Genomic DNA, 23,537 nt, shown 5'->3' with positions numbered 1-23,537 from the left:
CGGATGATATGATCAGTCGTTCGACACGGGACGGTGTGAATGCTAATCGTTTAGTGTCTCGTTACGCATCCCTCGGAGAACGGGATTTTCAGGGGCGGAACAAATGACTGGTCAAATTACTGTACTCATCGTCGATACCGAACCCCGGTTTGCTGACCACGCCGGGGAGTTGCTCGAGCGCGAGCGCGACTCGATCGTCACTGAAGCGGCGACGAGCGGCGCGGACGCGCTCGAGGTGCTCGAGCGCCGCAGCGTCGACTGTATCGTCAGCGACTACGAGATGCCGGAGATGACCGGGCTCGAGCTATTAGAGCGCGTTCGAGAGGACGATCCCGCCCTCCCCTTTATTCTCTTTACCGGGCGGGGACCGGAGGAGATCGCCAGGGAGGCGATCGCCGCGGGCGTGACACAGTATCTCCAGAAGGAGTCGGGCGAGAAGCAGTACGCGCTGTTGGCGAATCAGATCACGAACGCCGTCGACCAGTACCGCACGCAGACGGAATTGCGGGAGAGCGAACGACGATACGAGCGGACGCTGGCGACGTTACACGAGACGACGCGGGACCTGATGCGGGCCGAAACGAAAGACGAGATCTACCGGTCGGCCGTCGAAACGGCGAGCGAAATCCTCGACGTCGCGGTCGCCGTGGCATACACGTTCGAGCCGACCGCCGGCGTTCTCGAGCACGTGGCGTCGGCGCGGGGGTCGCCCGAATTGGGCGAGCCCGCGACGACGATCGAGCGGGGCGACGGGTTGGTCTGGGACGTCTTTTCGGAGGGCGAAAGCACCTACTACGAGGACGTGACGCGCGAGGGGAGCGTCGAACCGGGGGAGGCGGTGAGCCGAAGCGAACTGATCGTTCCGCTCGGTACCCACGGTGTCCTGGTCGCGGGCTGTGAGGACATCGACGGGTTCGACGAGACGATGATGGAACTGCTTCACATTCTGGCGGCCAACACCGAGGCCGCGCTGGATCGGGCCGAGCGCGAGCAGTTGCTACGGGACCACGATCGAACGCTGACTCGGCAAAACGAAGAGCTGACGCGGCTCAACCACACGAACGAGATCGTCCGCGAGATCAACCACGGTATCGCGCAGGCGTCGACGCGTGCCGCGATCGAGGAACGGGTGTGCGACCGCCTCGCCGAAACGGACCGGTATCGGTTCGCCTGGATCGCCGCGAACGACGACGAGCCGCCCACGCCGACGGCGTGGGCCGGAATCGATGCGACCTACATCGACCGGATTCGCGACGATGGCGAGCGGGCACCCGAGCTCGCGCTCGTCCGCGACACCCTCGCGGCCGGGCAGGAACGACTGATACACGACGTTCTCGATGACGAAGCGTGGCAGTCGCGACGCAAGGCGGCGCTGACGTACGGCTATCAGACGGTCCTCGGCGTGCCACTGATCGCCGACGAGCACCGGTATGGCGTGCTCGTGGTTCACGTCTCGGGGGCCGATTCGGTCGGTCAGCGCGAGCGGGCGGTACTGGCCGAACTCGGGGAGACGATCGGACACACGATTCAATCGATCGAGCGGACGCGGGCGATGGTGACCGACAGCCGACTCGAGCTCGAACTCGACGTGGCCGATTCGCGGTTGCTGCTCAATCGGCTGTCGGCACACGTCGACGCGGCAACCCCGATAACGCTCGAAGGCATCGTTGATCGCGGCGAGGACGGGATCGTCCTGTTCGTCAGCACGCCCGCGACGGCATCGTTCAGCGGGCTCGAGGCGGACTGGGCGTCGATCGAGACGCTCTCGGTCGTGTCCGACGACGAGGAAACGACGCTGTACGAAGTGACGGTCGCGTCGACGCCGTTTCTCGACGTTCTGCGGACGTACGACGTACAGGTGCGGACGGCAACGGCCGCGGACGGGGACTCGACGCTCGTACTCGAGGTGCCACAGAGCGTCGAAACGCGGTCGTTGGTCGAGGCGATCGGAGACGAGTATCCCGAAACGGAGCTGCGGGCCAAACGGGAGACGACGCACACGCAGTCGGCACGACGGCTCGATACCGATCTCGCAGAGCGGCTCACGGACAAGCAGTTCGAAGCGTTGCAGGCGGCTCACTACAGCGGCTTCTTCGAGTGGCCCCGCGGGAGCACGGGAGAGGACCTCGCGGACGCCCTCGGCGTATCGCCGCCGACGTACCACTATCACTTGCGGGCGGCCGAACGGAAGCTCGTCGCGTTGGCGTTCGACGGCGCGTCCACGTCGTGAGACCGACCGTGGACCGCCCCACGGTCACGTGGACCGAGGCCCACCCGTTTCTCGACATCACGGAGACGTTCGGTCGTCCGTCGGTTCTCGAGGTACACGGTCTGCTCAGCCTGTAGAAGACGGCCGGAACCCGAGTGCTGGATTCGGCGGCTCGCTCCGGTACTAATTAATTAGTCGTCGTCCGTTCGTACCCACTTACTACCTAGAAGCCATATTTAACCCCCTCCAGCGTGTACCCGTAACTGGCGATCTGAGACAGACTGTCGCCACCCCCCACCCTTTCCCCACCCTTTCGACGTTACACTCCCCGCGAGGCACGGCCTCGTGTCTCGAGCGACGATGACTCACACCCACCGGACAGTCGGAACGCTACTGCGAACGCGGCCGTCGAGACGGCTGGTCGGTCGTCTCCTCCCACTCGATCCAGTCCTGTTCCCAGCCGCGGCGGGATTCGGCGCGTCGCTGCGCCCGTTCGCGGTCCTCGCGGGCCGTTCGGTCGCGCTCGACGGCCCCCGACTGTTCGCCCTCGACCAGTAACGGAGCGAACGAAACGGGTCCGAGTCGATCGACGTCGCCGTCGGCCGAGACGGTCTCGAGTCGCTGTTGGTGGGTCCCGCGGGGGAAGACCAAGCGGCCCGCATCGGTTCGCTGGTCGAGCAGCGCACGCGGCGGATCGACGGCCGCGGCCTCGAGCAGGATGCGATCGAAGGGCGCGTACTCGGGGAGACCGTTCGCCCCGTCCCGGCAGTCGACGAGGACGCCGTCGTAGCCCGCGTCGGCGAGGTTGTCCCGCGCTTCGACGACCAGCGGCCGGGAGATGTCGACGGCGTGGACGTTCGTCTCGCTGACGAGTTCGGCCGCGACGGCCGCCGTGTACCCGACGCCGGCACCGACGATCAACACGGTCTCGTCGCCCTCGAGTGCCAGTGCTTGGAGCAAGCGAGCGACGGTACTCGGCGCGAGAACGCGAGTGCCGAGGACCTCGTGTTCGCGATCGGCGTAGGCCGTTCGCTCGTCGTCGACGAACGCGTGCCGCGGGACCTCGCGCATCGCGACGGCAACGTCCTCGTCGGCGAGGACGTCCCTGGGCGGGGACTCGAGACCGTCGACCATATCCTCTCGCAGTACCGCGGGTTCCATACGCCAGCTATCGGGGCGGCCGTAATCAATGGCCCGCTTGCGCGGTCCGCCCGCCTACCCGCGCATCCGAACGAACCGAACGCTGCCGCGGTCGGTCCGGTCGAGCGAGCCGTCCGGTCGTTTGGTCGCGTCGACGAGCGTCTGGCGGCCGGCACCGATCGGCCCGAGCAACTGCCCGCCGGCACGGACCTGCTCGACGATCGGTTCGGGAAACGAAACCGCCGCGCAGGTGACGTACGCCGCGTCGTAGGGCGCGTGCTCGGGCCATCCCTGCCGGCCGTCACCGACGCGCACCGAAACGCCGTCGTAGCCGAGCGCCGCGAGTCGATCGCGCGCCTGCTCGGCCAGTTCGTCGCTGTATTCGACGGTGTAGACGTGCTCGTCGCCGACCAGTTCGGCCGTGACGGCGGCGTGATAGCCACACCCGGTGCCGATCTCGAGGACCTCGTCGCCGGGATCGGCGGCGAGCAGATCGGTCATGATCGCGATCATGTGCGGGGCGCTGATCGTTTGCCCGTCACCGATCGACAGGGGTCGGTCCGCGTAGGCGCGGTCCCGGTGGGCAGCGGGAACGAACTCGTGGCGGGGGACCGACGCCAGGGCTTCGAGGACCCGGTCGTCGTCGACGCGCGGCGCGACCGTCTCGACCATCCGCTGGCACGGTGCCTCGTAGCTGTCGGACATGGCTCGAGGGCGACTACGCGCTCGAGAACGGTAGGGTTCCGGGTGGCGCGTCCCGGGTCTCGGGGACGGTGCGAGTCGGCTGCAGGAACGGATTACCAGGCCGACCAGGCGCTGCTCTGCTCGTCGTAGGCGTAGACGCGCTTGACGTCTTTCGCCAGGGCGGTGTCGCCCTCCATCTCGAACCGGTCGCGCCGGTAGCCGTCGGCGTCGCCGCGGACGACGAAGGCGTCGATCTCGAACTCGTCGTCGCCGAAGGACTCGACCGCGCCGACCTCGAACTCGTAGTCGCCGGGGACGTGGACCGTGATGCTCCGGCTGTCGTCCCGCGAGCCGTCCTGTGGGTGGACGGTGACGTTGACGCCGACGTTGTCGACCTCGCGGGTCCAGACGGTTTCGACTTTCTCCGCGGTGGACTCCTCGACACGCTTCTGGCCGTCGAGTTCGACGCTGGTCACGCGGACCGTCGAAAGCACTTCCTCGGTCTCGAGGATGAACTCGTCGCCGACTTCGATGGTCTCGTCTTCGGCCGTGGTGACGTTCGCCGTGAAGGACTCGCCGCCCTGGGAGACGACCACGTCGAGGGTGACTTCAGGCGTGCGCTCGGGGCGGACCTTGTGGACGTGACTACACTCGCTACACCGAACGGTGAGGGTTCCGCCGCCGTCCGTCAGTACTTCGTGGACCGTCTCGAGGTCCGGCGAGCACGACGGACAGGCCGTCGGAACGCGCTCCGGGAGATCGCTCATAGGCCACTGTAACGGCTACGTACCTAAAAGCCGATTGAACCCGTCGTCTCCCACCGGCTAGTTCCCCTGGATCGCGTCGATGACCATCGCCGCGGCGACGATGGGCTCTTTCGGGACGGTACTCGCATCGTCGATGACGATCTCGTAGCGGTCGCGCAGCGAGAACTGTCCCTCGATGGAGCCGACGTGAGTGCCCTTCTGGTCCGTGATCTCGTACTTATGAGGTATCCAGCCGCCGAACGGAACGACGTTCCGGGCCACCGTCACCATCGCGCCGCGGGAGTTGATCTCGGCCAACTTCGCTTCGGTAGTCGCGTCGCGGATCTTCCACGTGTCCTGGAGCAGCGAATAGTCGTTGTCCAGGATCACGATGTCCTCGCCGGTCTGCGCGTCCGAGAGCACGTAGTTGTTCGCGACGTCGATGAGCCCGCCGGCCTTCACGGTGAATACCTCGTTGCCGTCGGCGTCGACGAAGGGGAACTTCTCTTTCATCTTCAACATCTTCTGTTTCCCCCGTAAAACGACGTTCCCGTCGACGTCGAGCGCCTTGTACTTGTTCCGAACGAATCCCTGTTCGACCGTATAGCGGTCGTCAGTGAGCTCGATCCCCTGAATATCGTATCCCCGAGTACCGCTCATCGGACCGATGTCACGCTAGCAGCACTTCAAACCACTCGGTTCTCACATAACGACGAGCGATTTCGCCCTGCCCCCAAGAACCGGCTCGAGAGCCGTTCGAGAGCCCGGGTCGACTGGGGCCGATCTCAGGCGTTGTCCGCCGTCGGCAACTCGACAGGGGTGCCGTCGGCGACGACCGTCGGCTCGCGAAGGATGCCGTCGAGGTGGATCGGCGCTTCCGTCTCGCCCCCGATGCCCGCGTTGTCGCCGATGGCGATATGGACGGTACCGCCCGCCTTCTCGTCTAGGAGGACCGAGCCGACGAGATCGGTGACGGCGACGTTCGTGCCGATGCCGAGTTCTGCGAGGTTGTACGCGGCGTCGCCCACGTCTTCGGCCGCGTCCTCGACCGTCGCTCGAATCTCGTCGTCCGAAATGGTCGTGACGAGGCCGTCCTCGACCTCGAAGGTGAGCCGCTGGTCGGACTCGAGCAGCCCGTGCGGGCGCATCGTCCCGTCGACGACGAAGGTGCCGTCGGCAGTCTCGGGACTGATGAAGACCTCCCCCGCAGGGAGGTTCGACATCTCGCCGGGGTCGTGGACGATGCCGGTATCGGAGAGCCACTCGCGATCGCCGATACCGAACGTGATGTCGGTTCCAGCATCGGTCGTCACGCGGATCTCGTCGGCTCCGTCGACCTGTTCGCGGACCGCCGCACAGTGGGCCGCGATCGACTCGTAATCCGCCGCCAGCCCGGTCGTGAAGACGTCCTCGGTGATCCCCGGGAGCGTCGCGACCCGCGCACCGGCCTCGTTGGCCTCAGTGCGGGCGCGCGTGTGGCTCAGGCTCTTGGTCGTCGGTGCGAGCACCACGTCGGCTCCCGCCATCGCCGCCGCCACCGGTGCCGGCGGTTCGCTGCCGTGGGTCTCGCCCGGCGGATACCGAACGATCACGGCGTCGTCGGTGATCTCGCTCGCTACGTCGTAGATCGCCGTCCCGATCGGCTCGCGTTTGTCGTCGGTGACGACCGCACACGACTCTCCCGACTCGAGGCTCAGACACTGGCGGACCGCCGTCTCCGCCGCGGCTCGAAGTGCTGCCATACCGTAACGTCGGGCAAGCGAGCCGATATGTCTTCCCTTCGACCGCGCTCGCAAGCGTTCGAGCGGGGACGCGGGACCACCATCGCGGTCCCACACCGCGGGACCGTCGGCGAGGTGCGTACGAGGGTGTCCCCCGAAACCGGCCTCGAGAGGGATCGAAAACTCCGATCCGAGTAAACATCGGCTGACAGGCCTCGAAACGATTATCCCGCTCGGTGGTCCACTCCCGAGCATATGCAACAGGTCGCCATCAACGGCTACGGCACGATCGGCAAGCGCGTCGCGGACGCGGTCCGGCAACAGCCCGACATGGAAGTACTGGGCGTCGCCAAGACGCGCCCGAACTTCGAGGCCGAGACAGCGATCGACAAGGGGTTCCCGCTCTACGCGGCCGTCGAAGAGCGCGCGGAGTTGTTCGCCGAGGCCGGCCTCGAGATCGCAGGGCCGGTCGAGGACCTCGTGGCCGAGGCCGACGTCGTCGTCGACGCCACGCCGTCGGGCATCGGCGCGCAGAACAAGGCCCTCTACGAGGAGTACGACACGCCCGCGCTCTATCAGGGCGGCGAGGACGCCGACCTCGTCGACGTGAGTTTCAACGCGCGCTCGAACTTCGAAGACGCCGTCGACGCCGACCACGTGCGCGTCGTTTCCTGTAACACGACCGGGCTCTCGCGGGTCATCGCCCCCCTGCGCGAGGAGTACGGCGTCGAGAAAGTCCGTGCGACGCTCGTCCGTCGCGGCGGCGACCCCGGACAGTCCGATCGCGGCCCGATCAACGACATCCTCCCGAATCCGGTGACGATCCCGTCTCACCACGGGCCGGACGTCGAGACCATCTTCCCCAACCTGGACATCGACACGCTCGGGATGAAGGTGCCCGCGACGCTGATGCACATGCACAGCCTGAACGTCACCCTGGAAGAGGACGTCGACGCTGCGGACGTCCGTAACCTGTTCGCCGACGAGTCGCGCCTGTTCCTGATCCCCGAGCGCATGGACATCGATGGCAGCGGAAAACTCAAGGAGTACGCGCTGGACGCCGGCCGCCCCCGCGGCGACCTCTGGGAGAACTGCCTCTGGGCGGAGTCCATCTCGACCGAAGGCCGGGACTTCTACTGCTTCCAGGGCATCCACCAGGAGAGCGACGTCGTGCCGGAGAACGTCGACGCCATCCGCGCCGTGACCGGCGCTGCCGACGCCGAGGAGAGCATCGCAACGACCGACGAGGCGCTCGGTATCGGCCTCCGATAGAGGGCCGCCGATCGAGACTGATCCGCCGGAGGGCGGTTCCGACGCGAGCCGGCGGTGCGGTCCGGATCGTATAGCGACGACAGAAAGTTTTTGCCACGGGATACCCTAGGGTCCTCCATGCGCCGAGACGACCGCGACGAACCCTTCGACGACCTGTTCCGCGAGATCGAGCGAATGATGAACGAGATGATGAACGGTGCGGACGGGAACGTAAACTTCGACTCTTCGAACAACGTCGATAACGGATTCGGCATGGACACGCACGTCGATATCCACGAAACCGACGAGGAGGTCCGCGTCGTCGCCGACATCCCCGGCGTCGAGAAGGACAACATCGAACTCGAGTGCGACGGCAAGACCCTGACGATCTCCGCGGAAAGCGACCACCGCCAGTACGACGAGCGCGTCTCCCTGCCGACCCGCGTCAACGAACACACCGCCGCCGCGACCTACAACAACGGCGTCCTCGAGGTCGTCTTCGACCGCGCCGAACAGTCCTCGGACATCAGCCTCGAGTAAGCGGACCGTCGCGGTCGTGGTTTTTCCGGTTACCCCTGGGCAGCGGTGCGTATCGCGGCCGCGAGTCGATCGTAGAAGTCCGGGTCGTACTTCGTCTCCTCGTCGATCGTCGGCCGGGCGTTCGTCTCGTTGACCACCAGTCGGTCGTCGGTCTCGAGCAGGTCCACGCCGAGGAAGGGGATCTCGAGTTCGGTCGCGACCGACTCCGCGAGGTCGCGCCACGCGTCGGGGAGGGCAACGCCGGTCGCGTCCGCGCCGCGGTGGACGTTGTGTTTCCACTGGCCCTCGCTGACCGCCTCGTCGGGTAACCGTCGCTCGACCGCGCCGACGTACTCCCCCTCGAGAACCATCACCCGATAGTCGGTCGCGTTCGGGAGGTACTCCTGGACGAGAAAGGACTGGTCGCCGGTCGCTCGGTAGTCGTGGACCAACGAGAGGTAGTCACAGATGCCGAGGAAGGAATCGAGGTCGTGGGCCTTCGCGACGCCGACTCCCCGGGTCGTCGAGTTTGGCTTGACGACTACCGGCGGCTCGAAGCGATCGAAGACCGCCGCCAACTCGGCCTCGCTCACGTCGTTCGAGACGTAGACCGACCGCGGGACCGGGAGGTCGGCTCGCTCGAGACGGGCCAGCACTTCGGCCTTGTTCCGCGACGTCAACACCGTCTCGTGATCGTTGAGCCACGGCACCTCGAGCAGGGCGTCCGCGACCCCACCTTCCATGAGGCGACCGGGATAGACGAACCCCACGTCGTACTCGTCGGGGTCCCACGGCGCGTCCGCACCCAGCGGGACAACGCGCTCGCGCACGGGCACGTGATGAACCTGAATCCCACGCTCGGCCAGCGGCTCCCCCATCCGCTCGAACGTCTCCTGGTCGTTCGCGACCGCGAGATCGATCATACTCGATACTCGAGAAGAGAGGCAAAAAGGTGCTCGAGACGGCGATTCGGCATCGAACTGCAGCGGCCGGGAGTGCGTCTCGAGCAGACGCGAGAGACGCACGACCCGGAGGAGGGCAGGCGGGTCACCGAATCGACCGCGAGTGAGTGCCGAAGGCACGAACGAGCGGGCCGACGACTGATGTGAGTGGGGACTGGACGGACGAGCGAACGGAAGGAAGAGTGCTTTTGATCGAAATTTTACCGAGGGACATCGCGGTCGTGGCGGTTTGCGACCGCGATAGACCGCAGCGTAAAATTTCGTTCTTAGGCGATCAGCTGTTCTTCACCGCGCTCGACGACGACGCGACACGGCGGCGAAATCTTGTTGTAGGAGCGCCGCAGGGCGTCCTTGGCGAACTCGGCGTCGTCGACGTCACACCAGATGGTGAAGATGCGCTCGCCGGCGTCGATGCGCGCGGCGGTCCCGACGATCTTCCCGAAGGCCTGGCGCATCCCGTCGGAGACACGGTCCGCACCCGCGCCCGTCGCCTGCTTGTTCTCCCGGATGACGTGGTGGGGGAACTTGCGCAGGACCATCTTGTAGTTGTTCTCGCCCGCGTTTTTCAGCATGTGACGGTTCGCCGAGAGGCGAGAGGCCTCGAGGCTTCCGTGGCGGATCTGGACCTCTTCCTCCGTGATGAGGCTGATCTGGACGGGGTAGTCCTCGGCGTTTGCCTGGGCGTCGCCCATCTTGTGCTGTGCGATCTTCGACCCCGGGATGCCGGTGATGTATTCGCGGCGCGTGTAGGCCGGCTTACTGATCTCCCGGTACATGGAGGCAGGTTTGTCGGACATGGTGGTTACTTACGAAAACGGAAGCCCACCGAGCGGATAAAGGCTTCGAAGCGCCGCGTCGAGTCGATGGCGGGGCCGACGGCCCGGTTCCCAGAACCAGCGTTCAGTTCGCCGGGACGTACGCGGACCCAGTCTGCTCGATCAGGCCCGCGCTCGAGAGCGAGGAGAGGACGCTCAGGATCGAGAGTTTCCGCATGTTCAGACCGTCGCTCAGGTCCGTGACCGTCGCGCCGCCGGTCGCCTCGAGGGTGAGGTAGACGAGCTTGCTCTGTGCGGAGTCGAGTTCGGTCGGAAGGTGGTCGATCCGATCGGTCGTCTGCGCGGTTTCCGTCAGCATATCTCCACGGTCCACGAATCACCATATAACTCTATGGGGCAGAGGGTATATAGGAGCTAGAAGATATTATTGTGTTAAAATATCACAATTGGTGGCTCGGATCGTCATCACAGCCGGGCACGGATCGCGATCGAATCGAACGCCGCCGGGGACGACATCGGAACTGCCGACACGCGGTTCCGGGCGCCGAACGGCCGGCCGCTCGGCCGACCCGGCGGCGTATTTAAGGTTCCGCCGCCGAAACCAATGTCCATGAGGAGCTTTCGGATCGGATCCCTGTTCGGGATTCCGATCAAACTCGATCTGACGTTCCTGCTGGTACTCCCGTTGTTCGCGTACCTCATCGGGACACAGATCGAGGACGTCGCGGGGATACTGAACGACGGGCTAGCGGCGGGGATCGATATCGGGGCGATTAGCGGCGGGACGACGCCGCTGTTACTCGGGTTGGCTGCGGCGGTCGGTCTGTTCGTCGGCGTCGTCCTCCACGAATTGGGGCACTCACTGACCGCCCAACGGTACGGGTTCCCGATCGACTCGATCACGCTCTGGCTGTTCGGCGGCATCGCCGCCTTCTCCGAGATGCCCGAGGACTGGCGGCAGGAACTCAACATCGCCGTCGCCGGCCCGATCGTCAGCGTTCTGGTCGGCGTCGGCTCCTACGCGCTCTTCGTCGTCACCCCCGAGAGCCTCAGTGGCGTCCGGTTCGTCCTCGGCTACCTCGCCGTCCTGAACGTTGCGCTCGCGTTCTTCAACATGCTTCCGGCGTTCCCCATGGACGGCGGGCGGGTGTTACGAGCGTTGCTCGCTCGCAATCAGCCCTACGCGAAGGCGACTCAGCAGGCCGCCAGCATCGGCAAACTGTTCGCGGTCCTGATGGGACTGTTCGGCCTCTTCTCAGTCAACATCATCCTCATCGGCGTCGCTTTCTTCGTCTACATTGCCGCCTCGAGCGAGGCCCAGCAGGTGACGATGAAGGCGGCCTTTCAGGACGTCACCGTCGGCGACATCATGACGCCGGTCGAGGACCTCCATACGGTCGAACCCGACACGACGGTCGCGGAGCTGATCGAACGGATGTTCCGGGAGCGACACACCGGCTACCCGGTCGTCGAACGCAGCGCGACCGGCGAGCGCCTCGTCGGACTCGTGACCCTGTCCGACGCCCGCGAGGTCGATCAGGTCGAACGGGAGGCCTACACCGTCGCGGACGTGATGACGACCGACCTCCAGACGATCACGCCGGACTCGGACGCGATGACGGCGATCGAACGGATGCAGGAACACGGGATCGGCCGCCTCCTCGTCGTCGAGGTGCCCGACGCGGGCGGATCGTTCGGCGACCCCCGGCCCGAAGACGGCGACCTCGTCGGGCTGATCTCACGAAGCGACGTGATGACTGCCCTCGATATCGTCCAGCAAAGCGGCGCGGTCACGCCCTCGAGTCGGCCGCGGACCGCGGACTGAGAGTCTCCGGCGGTCGGGGACTCGAGACGCCGCTGTACGTGATCGTACCGCCGCAACCGTCGAGTACGGCCGTGGCCGGTATCGTATCCGCAAGTCGTGACTGGAGTGACGATTTTAGTACGTAGACCTCCTCTTTCCATAGAACCAACAAATATAACACGATTCACAATGGTTATATTATAAGAACTAACGGAGAAACATGGAGCGGATAAAAATCCAGAGTGTAAAGGAACTCTCGTTACTCGTAATCGGCCTGGTGTTGTTATCGAACGGCATCTTCGGAGTTCCACAAATCCCCTACGAAGGGCCATTCTTCATAGTAGCCGCAGTGATACTCTTCGCTTCCGCTGTTCATTCGCTGCTTCAGGAGAGGGGGACCTGAGTACGCGGAGACGACAGCGACAGCCCACGTGGGCAATACTCACCGATACAGGAGCGTCTCGTCGGTCATCGGTGACAGCCGCCGTGGCAGGGAGTTACTGCTAACAAACGGTTTAACCGTCGGCGGTGCCGACGCTGTATCGATGCCACCGGCCATCGAGACCGTCGATCTCGTGAAGGAGTACGGCGATCTGCGCGCCCTACAGGAGCTATCGCTGACCGTCGAGAAAGGCGAGTTCTTCGGCCTGCTCGGACCCAACGGCGCGGGAAAGACGACCTTTATCAACACGCTGGTCGGACTGGTCCGCAAGTCCGGCGGCGAGGCGCGGGTCTTCGGCCACGACGTCGAGGACGACTACCAACAGGCCCGCGACGCGATCGGGCTCGCACCCCAGGAGTTCAACGTGGACCGCTTTTTCCCGATCAAGGAAGTCCTCACCCACAAGGCCGGGTACCACGGAATCCCGGCGTCCGAGGCCGCCGAACGGGCCGACGACGTCCTCAAGCGAGTCGGCATCTACGACAAACGCGACGAGCGCTTCGACTGGCTCTCGGGCGGGATGAAGCGCCGCCTACTGCTCGCTCGAGCCCTCGTCACCGAACCCGACCTGCTCATTTTGGACGAGCCGACCGCCGGCGTCGATGTCCAGTTGCGCCACGACCTCTGGGAACTGGTCACCGAACTCAACGAGGAAGGGACGACGATCCTCCTCACGACGCACTACATCGAAGAGGCGGAACGCCTCTGTGACCGCGTCGCGATCATGAACGAGGGTCGAAAAGTGACCGTCGCGACGCCGGCCGAACTGAAACAGCGCGGTACCGATACCATCGCCGTGCGCCTCGCGTCCGCGCCGGCTGCCACACCGGACCTCGGATCCTACGCACACGAAACGACGGTCTCCGGCGACCGGCTCGAGGTACGGGTCGACGACGGCGGTTCGACCGCGCCGCGACTCCTCAACGATCTCGAGGCGATGGGTCACGAGATCGCCGACCTCGAGATCACGCGGACGTCGCTCGAGGAGATCTTCGTGGATCTCACTCGAAGCGAGGATCGGACCGTGACGCGATCCTCGGCGGAGAGCGCGGGCGATGACGACCCGCCGGCGAACGACAATCGGGAGGGCGAACGAGAGCAGGAGGGGGTCGCCTGATGCTCTCGGTCGGCTTCCGAGCGCTCTTTCGGCGCGAGATATTGCGGTTCGTCCGCCGGCCGAAGAACACGTTCATGCCGCCGGCGATTACGAACGTGCTCTACTTCGCCGTCTTCGGCGTCATTCTCGGCGGCCGGATCGACGAAATCGCCGGCTATCCCTACATCCTGTTTATCGTGCCGGGACTCGTCGTCCTGGGCGCGATCTCGAACGCGTTCGAGAACGCCTCGTTCTCGATCTTCCACGGTAGATGGAACGAGTACATTCACGAGACGCTCACCTCGCCGCTGTCGTACGTCGAGATGGTCGTCGCGTACGTCGGTGCCAGCGCGGTCCGGGGCCTCGTCGTCGGCGTCATCATCGCCGCCGTCGGCCGGGCGTTCGTGCCGATCGGGATCGAACACGGCCTGTTTCTCGTCGCCACGATGATCGTCATCACGGCGCTGTTCGCCGGCCTCGGTATCATCGGCGGGCTCGTCGCACGGGACTTCGACGACCTGACCGTGATGAACCAGTTCATCCTCCGTCCCCTGGTCTTCTTCGGCGCGGTCTTCTACTCCCTCGAGACGTTCGAGCAGGCCTGGCAGATCAATCTCTCCTTGCTGAATCCGATGGTCTACATGGTCGACAGCGTCCGGTTCGGACTGCTTGGCCACTCGGATCTGATCGGGGTCGGCATCCTCCCCGGTCCCTACGCCGACTTCGCGCCGCTGGTCTCGCTGGGCGTGCTCACGACGGGGACGCTCCTCGTCATGGCGATCGACGTCTACCTGTTCAAGATCGGTTACGGACTGACCGACTGACCGCGTTCGGTCGGACCGGTCGGGATACAGTTATTCGTCCGGCGACTCGATGTCGGAACATGGTTCGCGACAGCTGCCCGAACTGTGGTACCTCGCTCTCGCCGACCGCGAACTACTGCAGCGAGTGCGGTGACGCGGTCGACGACGACTCGTGGGGCGTCTCGAGCACGGAGAGTAGTTGGGGCTCGGACGGCTCGCGGGGCGACTCGCAGACGGAGTACGGGTCAACCCGCCGGACCGACAGGGACACAACGATGGCGGCGATCACGCACGTCCTCGCGATATTCACGTGGGCAATCGGACCGCTGATCGTCCTCATCGCGACTGACGACCCGTTCGTCGAGGAAAACGCACGGAACGCGCTGAACTGGCAGATCGCGTTCACGGTCTACATGCTCGTCTCGTTCATCCTCGTCTTTGCCGTCGTCGGCATCGTACCGGTACTGCTCTTGCCGTTCGTCGATCTGGCGTTCTGTGCCATCGCCGCGGTCAAGGCCGCCGACGGCGAGTCGTGGTCGTATCCCGCGACCCCTGCGATCGTCTGAATCCCCGAACGACCCCCGTCGACAGCGGGTGTGGCTTATTTCTCGTACTTGGAGACCCGAACCAGTTGCTTCCCGGTGGTGTCGCCCCCGAACAGTCCGAAGAACGGAACGCGTTCACTCGGGTCGATCAGTCGGCCAGCCCGACGACATCGTCGCGGACCGAACACAGGGTGCCCAGGTGATCGTCGTCGATCTCGCGGAGGGTGACGGACGGGCGGCCCTCGTAGGCGGCTCGAACCGGATCGATCGGAGCGTTTTCGTCGTCGACCCCGTGCCACACCGTCACGTCGCCGTCGGGGAGCGACGGCGACCACTCCGTCGCAAACGCGCGACTCTCGCGGACTGCGCCGGACGGACCGGCCGACAGTCCGACGCGGAAATCGCGACCGACGATGCGGGCGGTCTCGTCGTCGACGGACCGATCGGTCAATTGCTCGACAACGGCCCGATCGCCCCGGAGTCGTGCGACGACCGCGCCGAACCGGAACGCGAGGCCCAGCAGACGGGGAAACCGAACGAGCGGGCCGAACGGCCCGCCACCGTGTGCCGGAACCGGAGCGCCGACAACGCCAACGTCGGCAACCCGGTCGGCGTAGTGTGTAGCCACGGCCAGCGCGTAGGGACCGCCGCCCGAAAATCCGGCGACCGCGACCGACTCGAGTCCCAGGGCGTCGACGAGCGCTCGACAGTCCGCGGCCCACGTTTCGAACGTCCCGTCCGGGTTCGGATCGGACCGCCCGTATCCCGGCCGACTCGGCGCGATCACGCGAACGCCGCGAGTGCGGGCGGGGTCCGAAAGCAACGCCCCGAGGTGCGACGAGCCGGGCGTTCCGTGATGGAAAATCAGCGGTCTCCCGTCCGGATCGCCGTACGTCGCGAACGCCAGCGTCCGGCCGTCGGGGAGCGAGATCGACTCCGACTCGGAAACGACCATACGAACCGTCACTCCGCACGACGGATTGCCGTTACGATAGCGATACTAGCGGCTCGAAACGCCGCCGTTCGGTCGCGACGGGTGCCACCCGCGGCTCTCGGCGAACTCGAGTCACATCGCGCTATTCGTCGTAATCGGCGACCTTGACCAGTTGCTTCCCGATGTTGTCGCCCTCGAACAGTCCGAGGAACGCGTCGGGGGCGTTCTCGAACCCGTCGACGACGTTCTCACGGTACTGTACGTCGCCGTTCCGAACGAACGTCGAGAGTCGCTCGAGCGCCTCGCCCCACCGGGGCTGGTAGTCGCTGACGAGCAGGCCCTCGACCGTCGCGCGGGACTCGATGAGTTTGGCGAGCTTTCGCGGTCCGGTCGGCACGTCGGTCTCGTTGTAGAGTGCGATCTGGCCGCAGACGGCGACGCGGGCGTCGACGTTCAGCCGGGGCCAGACGGCGTCAGTGATGGGGCCGCCGACGTTGTCGAAGTAGACGTCGACGCCGTCCGGGCAGGCCTCGTCGACTGCGGCGGCGAGGTCGTCGGTGTCCTTGTAGTTGATCGCGGCGTCGAAGCCGAGGTCGTCGGTGAGCCAGTCGATCTTCGCCTCGCTCCCGGCGGTGCCGACCACTCGCGCACCCGACAGGCGGGCGAGTTGGCCGACGACGGAGCCGACCGCGCCCGCGGCCGCGGAGACGAAGACGGTGTCGCCGGGTTTCGGGTCGCCGACATCGTTCAGGCCCCAGTAGGCCGTCACGCCGGGCATCCCGAGGACGCCCAGCGCCGTCGAGATCGGTCCGTGATCGGGGTTGACCCGCTGGAGTTCGTTCGCGTCCGCGACGGCGTGTTCCGCCCAGAGGAGTTCGCCGGTCACGATGTCCCCCGCGGAAAACTGGCCGGCGTTGGACTCGAGGACTTCGCCGACGACGCTGGCTTTCATCGGGTCGCCGACGTCCCAGGGCTCGGCGTACGATTCCGCATCCCGCATGCGCCCGCGCATGTACGGATCGACTGACTGATACAGCGTCTTGACGAGGACTTCCCCGTTGTCCGGTTCAGGGCGCTCGACGGTGACGAGCTCGAAGTTCTCTTCGGTCGGTTCACCGACTGGACGGCTGGCGAGTCGCCACTGTCTGGTTTCTGCCATACGATTTCATTGTCGCGCCCATAGGAGTATATTTGGCTCGCGGAACTTCGCGTCGTCGACAGGATCGAGCTCATCAGACGGGCGACATCGGTGGGCTCGAACCTTTTTGATCACCGTTCGTGTAGGTCCCGTATGGGAACCGACCGCGAGATCCTCGAGCGGCTGCTCGCCGGGAACCGCCGCCACGTCGCGTCGCTGCCGGACGGCTACTTCGCCGACGTCCAGACGGGCCAGCACCCGACCGTCGTCGCGGTCTGTTGTTCGGACTCGCGGGTCGCACACGAGGGGATGTGGGGGGTCGATCGGCCGGGCGCGGTCTTTACGCCCAGCAACATCGGCAATCAGGTCTGGGACGACGACGGCGGGCAGCGGATCATCGACGGCAGCGTCCTCTACCCGATCCACCACACCGGCACCGACGCCGTCGCCGTCGTCGGGCACACCGGCTGCGGTGCCGTTACCGCCGCCTACCGGGTCGCAACCGGTGCGGACCCGCCCGGGCCGCGGGGCGTCGACAAGTGGGTCGATATGCTCGTCCCCGTCGTCGAGGCGGCCCTCGAGAGCGATCTGATCGATCGCGAGGCAGCCGACGACGCCGTGATCAACCGGCTCGTCGAGTACAACGTCGGCTATCAGGTCCGATCGCTCCGCGATGCCGACGCCGTTCCGGACCGCGTCGACACCTACGGCTTCGTCTACGACTTTCAGGGTGTCTACGGCGACCGGCCCGGTCGGACCTACCTCGTCACCGTCGACGGCGAGACCGCGCCCGACGCGCTCGCAGAGTTGGTGCCGGACGGCTACGAGTCGGCGGTCGAGAGCCTGCTGTACGGCAATGGAGCGGACGACTGACCGCGACGGTCGGGCTCAGTCGTCGGCGGTCGACACCGCGACCGGCGTCGTCCGCTCCGGACCTGTCGCCTCTGCCCGCTCGCGGGTCCACTCGAGGTCGCCCGCGTAGCGGAACGGCTCGTTGCCTCGCTCGGGATCGACGACCGTCAGGTCCCCGATCCAGCCGTTGTCGAGGAGCACCCGGACGTCCTCGTGGTCGCGGAGGATCTCGGTCACGCGCTCGACCGGCGCGTGGATCACCGCGGTCAGGCGCAGCGGCTGGTGGAACGGGCGTTCGTCGTCGCGCTTGAGCGACTGCAGCGGCAGGCCGGTCAGCAGGTCACCGCCGTTGCCCTGCACGACACCGACGTTGCCGACCGGATTTTGGGTGACTTTCGACCCACTCCCGTAGACGCCGGTGTCGACCGTCGCGAAGTAGTACTGGTTGTTGATCCACTGGGTGACCACGAGCGGGCCCGTTAGGATCGCCTTGAGCGCGTCCCCGTCCGGGTCGGTCGTCCACTCGTAGGAGTGGAGGAACGCGCGGCCGTCGAGGTCCCGGTCGGCGGTCAGTTCACGCGGGCCGATGACGAAGGCAGCGTTGCCGGCCAGTCCCCATTCGGGGCGGGTCTCGGCCCAGTCGGCCGCCTTGCGCTCGACCTCGTCGACTGCCGCCTCGTCGTCGGCCGACGCGGTGCGCTCGGCGGCGGCCCCGGCGCGGGCGCGGGCGAGGTCCTCGCGGAGGGACGCGAGGTCCTCGCGGTGGCTCTCGGGAACCGATCCGTCGAAGAGGGAAATCTCGTCGGTCGTCGTGTTGTGTTCGCCCGCGAGGAAGACGGTATCCTCGGGGATGTCGATCCCGCGTTCGCGGAGCGTGGCCCTGACATCGTCGTCGTTACAGATCGCCGCGAGGACGCGGGCGTTTGGTCCGCCGGGGTTGCCGGCACAGGCCCCGCAGTCGAGGCTCGAGCCGAAGGGGTTGTTCGTCGTCTCGCTGGCGTGGCCCGCGAAGACGACCAGTCGGGCGAACTCGGTCCAGCCCATGAGTTCGAAGGCGTTCTGGGCGTACTCGACTTTCTCCTCGTGGCTCAGCCCCTGCGGGAGGTCGTGGTCGGCGTGGTCGTGATCGTCGTACGCGTCGTAGTCGACGGCGGGCGCGGTGACCTCCGGGACGCTCGGGACGCGGTCGGCGATGGCGGACTCGAGCGTCGCGATCGTCGACGGCGACAGCGTCCGTGCGGTCATCGCCGAGCCGTAGGCGCTGCCGGCTCCCTCGACGAAGGTGAACGCGGCGACGAGGTTGGATTTGAGCGTCGTAAAGTGATTGCGGGCGGCGGTGGCGAGTCCGGTCCAGCGATCGCGGGCGGCGGTCGGCTCGGCGTCGGTGGGCCGGTCGACGATCCGGTGTTCGGGCTCGACGATCGGCGGGCAGGCGTCGGTGTCGGCCGCGGCCTCGTAGCCGCGATGGCGCATCGGCACGCCGAAAAAGCCCGCGTAGCCGTGGGTCTCGTAGGGCCCCTGCGCCTCGATGTGGCGGCGGATCACTTCCGAGCGCGTGTCGATACAGAACACGAGCTGGGCGGCCGGACGACCGCCGTCCCCGGCGGTTGCGGGATCGGTCACGGCGTCGTCGATCCCGTCGAGGAGCCGCTCGCGGTAGCTCTTCTCCCAGGCGGTCAGCCAGATCTCGGGCAGCGGGACCTCGTCGGCGTCGTCGCCGTCGCCGTCGGTCCCGTCGTCGGCGTCGAGTTCGATCGGCGCGCCGAGCAGATCCGTGATCGCCAGTCGCACCGCGAGGTACTGGGCCAGCGTGATCGGGTACTCCGACTGCCACGGATCGACACCGTCGTCGGTCCGCTGTTTGACGAACCCGCTCCAGCCCGGCAGCGCCGCGAGGTGGGCCTCGAGAATCTCCACCCAGCGTTCTTCGGGGTATTCGCCAAGCACCGACTCGAGCGCCTCGGTGGCCGTCTCGGGAAGATCGGCGGCGTCAACAGGGCCGGGCACGTCGCCGTCGTGGGGGGCCACCGCGCGCCAGGCTCGGTAGAACCCGTCCTCGCGGTTGGGCATCGGCCACTTGGCTCGACCCTCGTCGAGGAAAGCCGCGAGCCACTTCGAGAGGACCCGATCGACGGTCTCGGTCGCGTCGTCGGGGTCGGCGGCGTCACGGGCCGCTTCGGCCGCGGCCATTTCCTCGAGAAGCATTTCGGGCTCCCGGTCGATCCCGTGGGCCGCGAGTTCCGTCCGGAGCGTCTCCGACTCGATGCGACCCGACTCCCAGGCGCGGCGGAAGACCGACGGGTGGGGGTAGCCCCGGCCGCCGAACAGCTCCTCGGCTTCCGCGACGGCCCGGTGGAACGGTTCGTCCTCGAACCCCGAGAGGGGGTTGGCCGTGACGAACGAGTGCAGCGGCCAGACCGAACCGATGCGGTCGGCCGCGCGGTCGATGTGCTCCTCGATGCGACGGTCGTCGTGTGGTTCCTTACGCGTCATTGTACTCCTCCTTGGCGGTGAGCACGGTCGTCGGAGACGGTTGTGAGACGTTCAGCAGGGCGACGTAGAGGCGTTCGCTCGAGCGGTACCAGCCCAGTTCCGCGACGAGGTAGGCCCCGGCGAAGAGGGCGACGACGAGGTAGTGGACGGCGGTCATCGCGGTCGAGACGTGGGTCATCGGGACGCCGGACAGCATCAACGAGACGGCGTTGAACAGCACGGCGTAGCCGCCGATGGCGGTCAGGACGACGAGCGGGACGCTGACGAACCTGACCGTCGTCGGCAGGGTCGAGCGTCGAAGGATGTCCCGAGCCGCGGTCAGCGTCGTCAGGACCACGACCAGCGTCAGGATCATCCCGCTGTTCAGTGTCAGACTCGTCGCCTTCCCGGTGAGGACGCCGAAGAGTGCGCCGCCGCCGACGGCCGTCACGAGACTAACGGCGACTCCGGCGAAACCGAGTTCGGTGTAACCCGCGTCTTTGGAAGCCACACGCTCGACGCCGGCCCCCGACGAGAGGAAGAGATACGCCTTGTAGAAACCATGCAGGATGAGGTGGGCGATGGCCGCGGCGAAGAAGCCGAGCCCACACTGGAGTATCATAAAACCCATCTGAGCGATCGTCGAACAGCCGAGCTTGCGCTTGACGTCCGTCTGGACCAGGATCATCGCCTGCCCGAGCAGGGCGCTGCCCGCGCCGACGAGGACGATCGCCGACATGACGACGAGTCGATCGCCGACCAACGGGGCGAATCGGGTCAACAGAATCCCGCCCGCGTTGACGAACCCGGCGTGCATCAGGGCGGACGCCGGCGTCGGCGCGGTCATCGACGACAGCAGCCAGTTGTGGAAGGGAAAGAGCGCCGACTGGATGATCGCTGCGAGGACGATCCCCGCGGCGGCGACGAGCCCGACCGGCCGCGGGACGCCCTCGAGCCCCTCGAGAACGCCGGTGAGCGTCGTCGCGTCGGTCGCCCAGACCAGCACCGCGACGGAGCCGGCCAGCAATGCGCTGCTGGCGAGGAAGTAACGGCGGGCGACGCGGCCGGCGGCCCGGGCCTGCGACCAGTCGCGAACGTGGCCGATCAGCGAGGCCATCAACAGTCCCATCGCCAGCCACGCGGCCACGAACAGCGCGACGTGGTTCGCCGCGGTCATCGTCATGACGGCGACGGTGAACCCGAGGACGCGGGCGAAGAAGCGATCGATATCGCTGTCCCCGGCCATGTAGCGCCGCGAGTAACTGTGGACGATCCCGCTGAAGAAGGTCACGACGACCCACATGACCGCGGTCAGTCCATCGATGCGCAGGAGCGGCGAGAGTTCCCAGCCGGCACCCCCTCGAACCGTCAGCGCGAGAACGCCGAGACTGGCCAGAAAGAGCGTCCAGACCGTCCAAGTCGACGCTCGCGGCACGGCCGAACGCGGCGGCGTCGGTTCGGGGCGCTGTGCGATATCGTCGTCGATCGTTGCTGTGTCCTCGGTCATGTATCGGAGTCGACCAGCACGGAATGGGTCCCGTCGCGACGTATCGTTCGCGGCAACACTTGCGTAACCGGTCGCATCTAACCCATATATGAACAGAGCGGTTATTATAGCCTTCGGTTCGAACAAATCGTTCGCAACTCGGCGAGGCTGAACGTCACGACCGTTCGTAATTGAACGCTCGAGCGCCGAGCCGGCAGCTTTCGGGAGACTCGCATGCGGAGTTGTCGCCGGCTGTCGATGCGAGGACCGCGAGTCCGGGCCCGAATCGTTCGTCGGGATCGGCGTCTCCAAGGCTCGCGTTAGGAAGAGAACTCGTCGAACGAGGTCGATCGGTGGCTCCGAACGAGTACTTCGTCGGTGATCGTCAGTCCCATGTCCGCGATCTCCTGTGCGATCGGCGTGACGTCCCTATCGTTTTCGCTGACGACGGTCACGAGGAGGTTCCGCTCACCCGTCACCAGTTCCTGCACCGAGACGACGCCCGAAATCTCGAGCAGGTCGTCGATGTACGCCCCGCGGTCGGGGATCGGGGCCGTACAGAACAGCAACATCCGGATCGGATAGCCGGACTTCGTGTAATCGATGTTCGCGCTGTAGCCTTTGATGACGCCCTCGGACTCCAGTCGCTGAATCCGCTTGCGGACCGTGCTCGAGGAGGCATCGGTCCGGTCGGCGATCTCGCTCGAGGAGAGGTTCCGCGCTTCCTCCTGTAACGCGTAGAGGATCTCCCGGTCGACCGCGTCGAGCTCGTACTCCGCCATACGCGTTCGTTGCCGCGGCGGCTATAAGGTACTTCGGCTCCCGAGGGTTCGAATACTTATACCGGGAGCCGAAAGGGGCACGCATGCGCGAACGACTCGAGTCGGATATCGGCTTCTACTACGCCGTCGGCGGCTTCATCATCGCCGTGTTCGTTGTTGGGCTGGCGGCCTTTGCCGCGATCAACCCCGACGGTGTGGGTACGGTGGAGCTGGTCGGACTCGCCGGCGGCTTCTCCCTGTTCATGCTCGTGTACTTCATCGCCATTTCGGTCCAGCGACTCGAGGACGGCGACAGCATCTGAGGCCGCAAGCGAGCCGTATTCGGCCGATCGACGCGACCGTACACGAGTCGCAGGGTTTATGAGTACCGGGCCGTTCTCTTTAGAAGCAATGGCGCAAGGAACCGTTGATTTCTTCAACGACACTGGCGGCTACGGATTCATCGAGACTGAGGACGCGGACGACGACGTGTTCTTCCACATGGAAGACATCGGCGGCCCGGACCTGGAAGAAGGACAGGAACTCGAGTTCGACATCGAGCAGGCCCCCAAGGGCCCGCGCGCGACGAACGTCGAGCGCCTGTAAGGCTGGTGGCAACTGAAACCACTGTACACCGCTCGCACAACGGTGCGAGCGGGGGAAGCGTTTCAGTTGGAGCCATCGATTCGTAACGGTATCGGCACTTGACTGCAGTATTTTAGACCCTCGAGCGACGGCGTTGACAGTAGAGCAGCACTTTTAGGAGCCGCGGCGTTCACCCTCCGGTATGACCGAGCCGCTGCTCCGGCGTGGCGACGAGATCGAGTACGAGACGGTCGCCGCCGCCGACGGCCTCGAGAAGGGCGTCCTGATCGCCGACGACCACGGCGCACCGAACTTCGCGATTCGCCGGTTCGTCCTCGAGCCCGGTGCCGAAGTGCCAAAACACACCAATGAGGTCGAACACGAACAGTACGTCCTTGCGGGCGAGTACACCGTGGGGCTCGAGGACGAGGAATACGAGGTCGAAGCCGGCGACTCGCTGCTCATCCCTGCGGGAGCGGTCCACTGGTACCGCAACGACGGAGATGACCCGGGCGCGTTCATCTGTGCCGTTCCGAACGGCGACGACGAGATCGACCTGCTCGAGTGAGAACTCGGCGGGCGAGCGCCGACCGGAGCCGGGTCCGATACTG

25 protein-coding genes are annotated in these 23,537 nt (G+C 65.9%); 12 read left to right on the top strand and 13 right to left on the bottom strand.

The annotated features are described in order from the left end of the window. Positions 1-103 precede the first annotated feature (103 nt). On the top strand, positions 104-2,230 hold the full coding sequence (locus ALTAJ2_RS16210; protein ID WP_007110257.1) for a bacterio-opsin activator domain-containing protein: 2,127 nt from the start codon (positions 104-106) through the stop codon (positions 2,228-2,230). 369 nt (positions 2,231-2,599) lie between these two features. On the opposite strand, the gene ALTAJ2_RS16205 is transcribed toward ALTAJ2_RS16210, so the two are convergent. The 5 genes from ALTAJ2_RS16205 to ALTAJ2_RS16185 form a co-directional block, all read right to left on the bottom strand. Beyond that, positions 2,600-3,370 (bottom strand): protein-L-isoaspartate O-methyltransferase family protein, encoded by a 771-nt coding sequence (locus tag ALTAJ2_RS16205; RefSeq protein WP_007110256.1) that lies wholly within the window; start codon positions 3,368-3,370, stop codon positions 2,600-2,602. A 54-nt stretch (positions 3,371-3,424) separates the two neighbouring features. Further along, complete coding sequence (locus tag ALTAJ2_RS16200; RefSeq protein ID WP_007110255.1) at positions 3,425-4,054, bottom strand: protein-L-isoaspartate(D-aspartate) O-methyltransferase; 630 nt, start codon at positions 4,052-4,054, stop codon at positions 3,425-3,427. Between the two features lie 92 nt (positions 4,055-4,146). Continuing rightward, positions 4,147-4,800: an HVO_0476 family zinc finger protein gene (locus ALTAJ2_RS16195; RefSeq protein ID WP_007110254.1), complete on the bottom strand. Its 654-nt coding sequence runs from the start codon at positions 4,798-4,800 to the stop codon at positions 4,147-4,149. A gap of 57 nt (positions 4,801-4,857) precedes the next feature. Next, positions 4,858-5,439, bottom strand: coding sequence for an LURP-one-related/scramblase family protein (locus tag ALTAJ2_RS16190; protein WP_007110253.1), 582 nt, complete (start codon positions 5,437-5,439; stop codon positions 4,858-4,860). Positions 5,440-5,564: 125 nt separating this feature from the next. Next, a complete protein-coding gene (locus ALTAJ2_RS16185) occupies positions 5,565-6,521 on the bottom strand; it encodes an aminopeptidase (protein WP_007110252.1) in 957 nt (318 codons plus the stop codon). A 234-nt stretch (positions 6,522-6,755) separates the two neighbouring features. Here ALTAJ2_RS16185 and ALTAJ2_RS16180 point away from each other — a divergent pair, with 234 nt between their 5' ends. Both ALTAJ2_RS16180 and ALTAJ2_RS16175 read left to right on the top strand, forming a co-directional pair. Continuing rightward, a complete protein-coding gene (locus ALTAJ2_RS16180) occupies positions 6,756-7,772 on the top strand; it encodes a type II glyceraldehyde-3-phosphate dehydrogenase (protein ID WP_007110251.1) in 1,017 nt (338 codons plus the stop codon). A 117-nt stretch (positions 7,773-7,889) separates the two neighbouring features. Beyond that, positions 7,890-8,291: an Hsp20/alpha crystallin family protein gene (locus ALTAJ2_RS16175; protein ID WP_007110250.1), complete on the top strand. Its 402-nt coding sequence runs from the start codon at positions 7,890-7,892 to the stop codon at positions 8,289-8,291. Between the two features lie 29 nt (positions 8,292-8,320). Here the strand turns inward: ALTAJ2_RS16175 and ALTAJ2_RS16170 are convergent, their stop codons facing one another. The 3 genes from ALTAJ2_RS16170 to ALTAJ2_RS16160 all read right to left on the bottom strand — a co-directional run bounded on the left by ALTAJ2_RS16170 (position 8,321) and on the right by ALTAJ2_RS16160 (position 10,366). Continuing rightward, positions 8,321-9,193, bottom strand: coding sequence for an ATP-grasp domain-containing protein (locus ALTAJ2_RS16170; RefSeq protein ID WP_007110249.1), 873 nt, complete (start codon positions 9,191-9,193; stop codon positions 8,321-8,323). Between the two features lie 305 nt (positions 9,194-9,498). After that, on the bottom strand, positions 9,499-10,029 hold the full coding sequence (locus tag ALTAJ2_RS16165; RefSeq protein WP_006182876.1) for a 50S ribosomal protein L16: 531 nt from the start codon (positions 10,027-10,029) through the stop codon (positions 9,499-9,501). 103 nt (positions 10,030-10,132) lie between these two features. After that, positions 10,133-10,366 (bottom strand): hypothetical protein, encoded by a 234-nt coding sequence (locus ALTAJ2_RS16160; protein WP_007110248.1) that lies wholly within the window; start codon positions 10,364-10,366, stop codon positions 10,133-10,135. 252 nt (positions 10,367-10,618) lie between these two features. Between ALTAJ2_RS16160 and ALTAJ2_RS16155 the strand changes: the two genes are divergently transcribed. The 5 genes from ALTAJ2_RS16155 (at position 10,619) to ALTAJ2_RS16135 (ending at position 14,719) form a co-directional block, all read left to right on the top strand. Continuing rightward, complete coding sequence (locus ALTAJ2_RS16155) at positions 10,619-11,833, top strand: CBS domain-containing protein (protein ID WP_007110247.1); 1,215 nt, start codon at positions 10,619-10,621, stop codon at positions 11,831-11,833. Positions 11,834-12,032: 199 nt separating this feature from the next. Further along, positions 12,033-12,215 carry a hypothetical protein gene (locus tag ALTAJ2_RS16150; protein WP_007110246.1) on the top strand — a complete coding sequence of 61 codons (183 nt, stop codon included), beginning with the start codon at positions 12,033-12,035 and terminating at the stop codon, positions 12,213-12,215. 142 nt (positions 12,216-12,357) lie between these two features. Beyond that, entirely contained in the window at positions 12,358-13,371 is a 1,014-nt protein-coding gene (locus ALTAJ2_RS16145; RefSeq protein WP_007110245.1) for an ABC transporter ATP-binding protein, read from the top strand. After that, entirely contained in the window at positions 13,371-14,174 is an 804-nt protein-coding gene (locus ALTAJ2_RS16140; protein WP_007110244.1) for an ABC transporter permease, read from the top strand. Before ALTAJ2_RS16145 ends, ALTAJ2_RS16140 begins: the two co-directional genes overlap by 1 nt. Positions 14,175-14,233: 59 nt before the next feature. After that, positions 14,234-14,719, top strand: a complete 486-nt coding sequence (locus ALTAJ2_RS16135) for a zinc ribbon domain-containing protein (RefSeq protein WP_007110243.1) — start codon at positions 14,234-14,236, stop codon at positions 14,717-14,719. A gap of 127 nt (positions 14,720-14,846) precedes the next feature. Here the strand turns inward: ALTAJ2_RS16135 and ALTAJ2_RS16130 are convergent, their stop codons facing one another. Both ALTAJ2_RS16130 and ALTAJ2_RS16125 read right to left on the bottom strand, forming a co-directional pair. Beyond that, complete coding sequence (locus tag ALTAJ2_RS16130; protein ID WP_007110242.1) at positions 14,847-15,653, bottom strand: alpha/beta hydrolase; 807 nt, start codon at positions 15,651-15,653, stop codon at positions 14,847-14,849. A gap of 121 nt (positions 15,654-15,774) precedes the next feature. Beyond that, positions 15,775-16,791, bottom strand: coding sequence for an NADP-dependent oxidoreductase (locus tag ALTAJ2_RS16125; RefSeq protein WP_007110241.1), 1,017 nt, complete (start codon positions 16,789-16,791; stop codon positions 15,775-15,777). A 132-nt stretch (positions 16,792-16,923) separates the two neighbouring features. On the opposite strand from ALTAJ2_RS16125, the gene ALTAJ2_RS16120 reads away from it, so the two are divergent. Next, positions 16,924-17,643, top strand: coding sequence for a carbonic anhydrase (locus ALTAJ2_RS16120; protein WP_007110240.1), 720 nt, complete (start codon positions 16,924-16,926; stop codon positions 17,641-17,643). 15 nt (positions 17,644-17,658) lie between these two features. On the opposite strand, the gene ALTAJ2_RS16115 is transcribed toward ALTAJ2_RS16120, so the two are convergent. The 3 genes from ALTAJ2_RS16115 to ALTAJ2_RS16105 form a co-directional block, all read right to left on the bottom strand. Next, complete coding sequence (locus ALTAJ2_RS16115) at positions 17,659-20,115, bottom strand: DUF2309 domain-containing protein (RefSeq protein WP_007110239.1); 2,457 nt, start codon at positions 20,113-20,115, stop codon at positions 17,659-17,661. Then, positions 20,105-21,601 (bottom strand): proton-conducting transporter transmembrane domain-containing protein, encoded by a 1,497-nt coding sequence (locus tag ALTAJ2_RS16110; protein ID WP_007110238.1) that lies wholly within the window; start codon positions 21,599-21,601, stop codon positions 20,105-20,107. The genes ALTAJ2_RS16115 and ALTAJ2_RS16110 overlap by 11 nt, the downstream gene beginning before the upstream one ends. Positions 21,602-21,900: 299 nt before the next feature. Then, positions 21,901-22,362, bottom strand: a complete 462-nt coding sequence (locus ALTAJ2_RS16105; protein ID WP_007110237.1) for an Lrp/AsnC family transcriptional regulator — start codon at positions 22,360-22,362, stop codon at positions 21,901-21,903. An 83-nt stretch (positions 22,363-22,445) separates the two neighbouring features. Here ALTAJ2_RS16105 and ALTAJ2_RS16100 point away from each other — a divergent pair, with 83 nt between their 5' ends. The 3 genes from ALTAJ2_RS16100 (at position 22,446) to ALTAJ2_RS16090 (ending at position 23,494) form a co-directional block, all read left to right on the top strand. Beyond that, positions 22,446-22,664 (top strand): hypothetical protein, encoded by a 219-nt coding sequence (locus tag ALTAJ2_RS16100; protein WP_007110236.1) that lies wholly within the window; start codon positions 22,446-22,448, stop codon positions 22,662-22,664. 88 nt (positions 22,665-22,752) lie between these two features. Further along, complete coding sequence (locus ALTAJ2_RS16095) at positions 22,753-22,947, top strand: cold-shock protein (protein WP_006184028.1); 195 nt, start codon at positions 22,753-22,755, stop codon at positions 22,945-22,947. Between the two features lie 181 nt (positions 22,948-23,128). Beyond that, positions 23,129-23,494: a cupin domain-containing protein gene (locus ALTAJ2_RS16090; RefSeq protein ID WP_007110235.1), complete on the top strand. Its 366-nt coding sequence runs from the start codon at positions 23,129-23,131 to the stop codon at positions 23,492-23,494. Positions 23,495-23,537 lie beyond the last annotated feature (43 nt).

It is taken from the genome of Natrinema altunense (assembly GCF_000731985.1).
Classification (GTDB): Archaea; Halobacteriota; Halobacteria; order Halobacteriales; family Natrialbaceae; genus Natrinema; species Natrinema altunense.
This window is presented reverse-complemented; position numbering and strand designations above follow the sequence as displayed.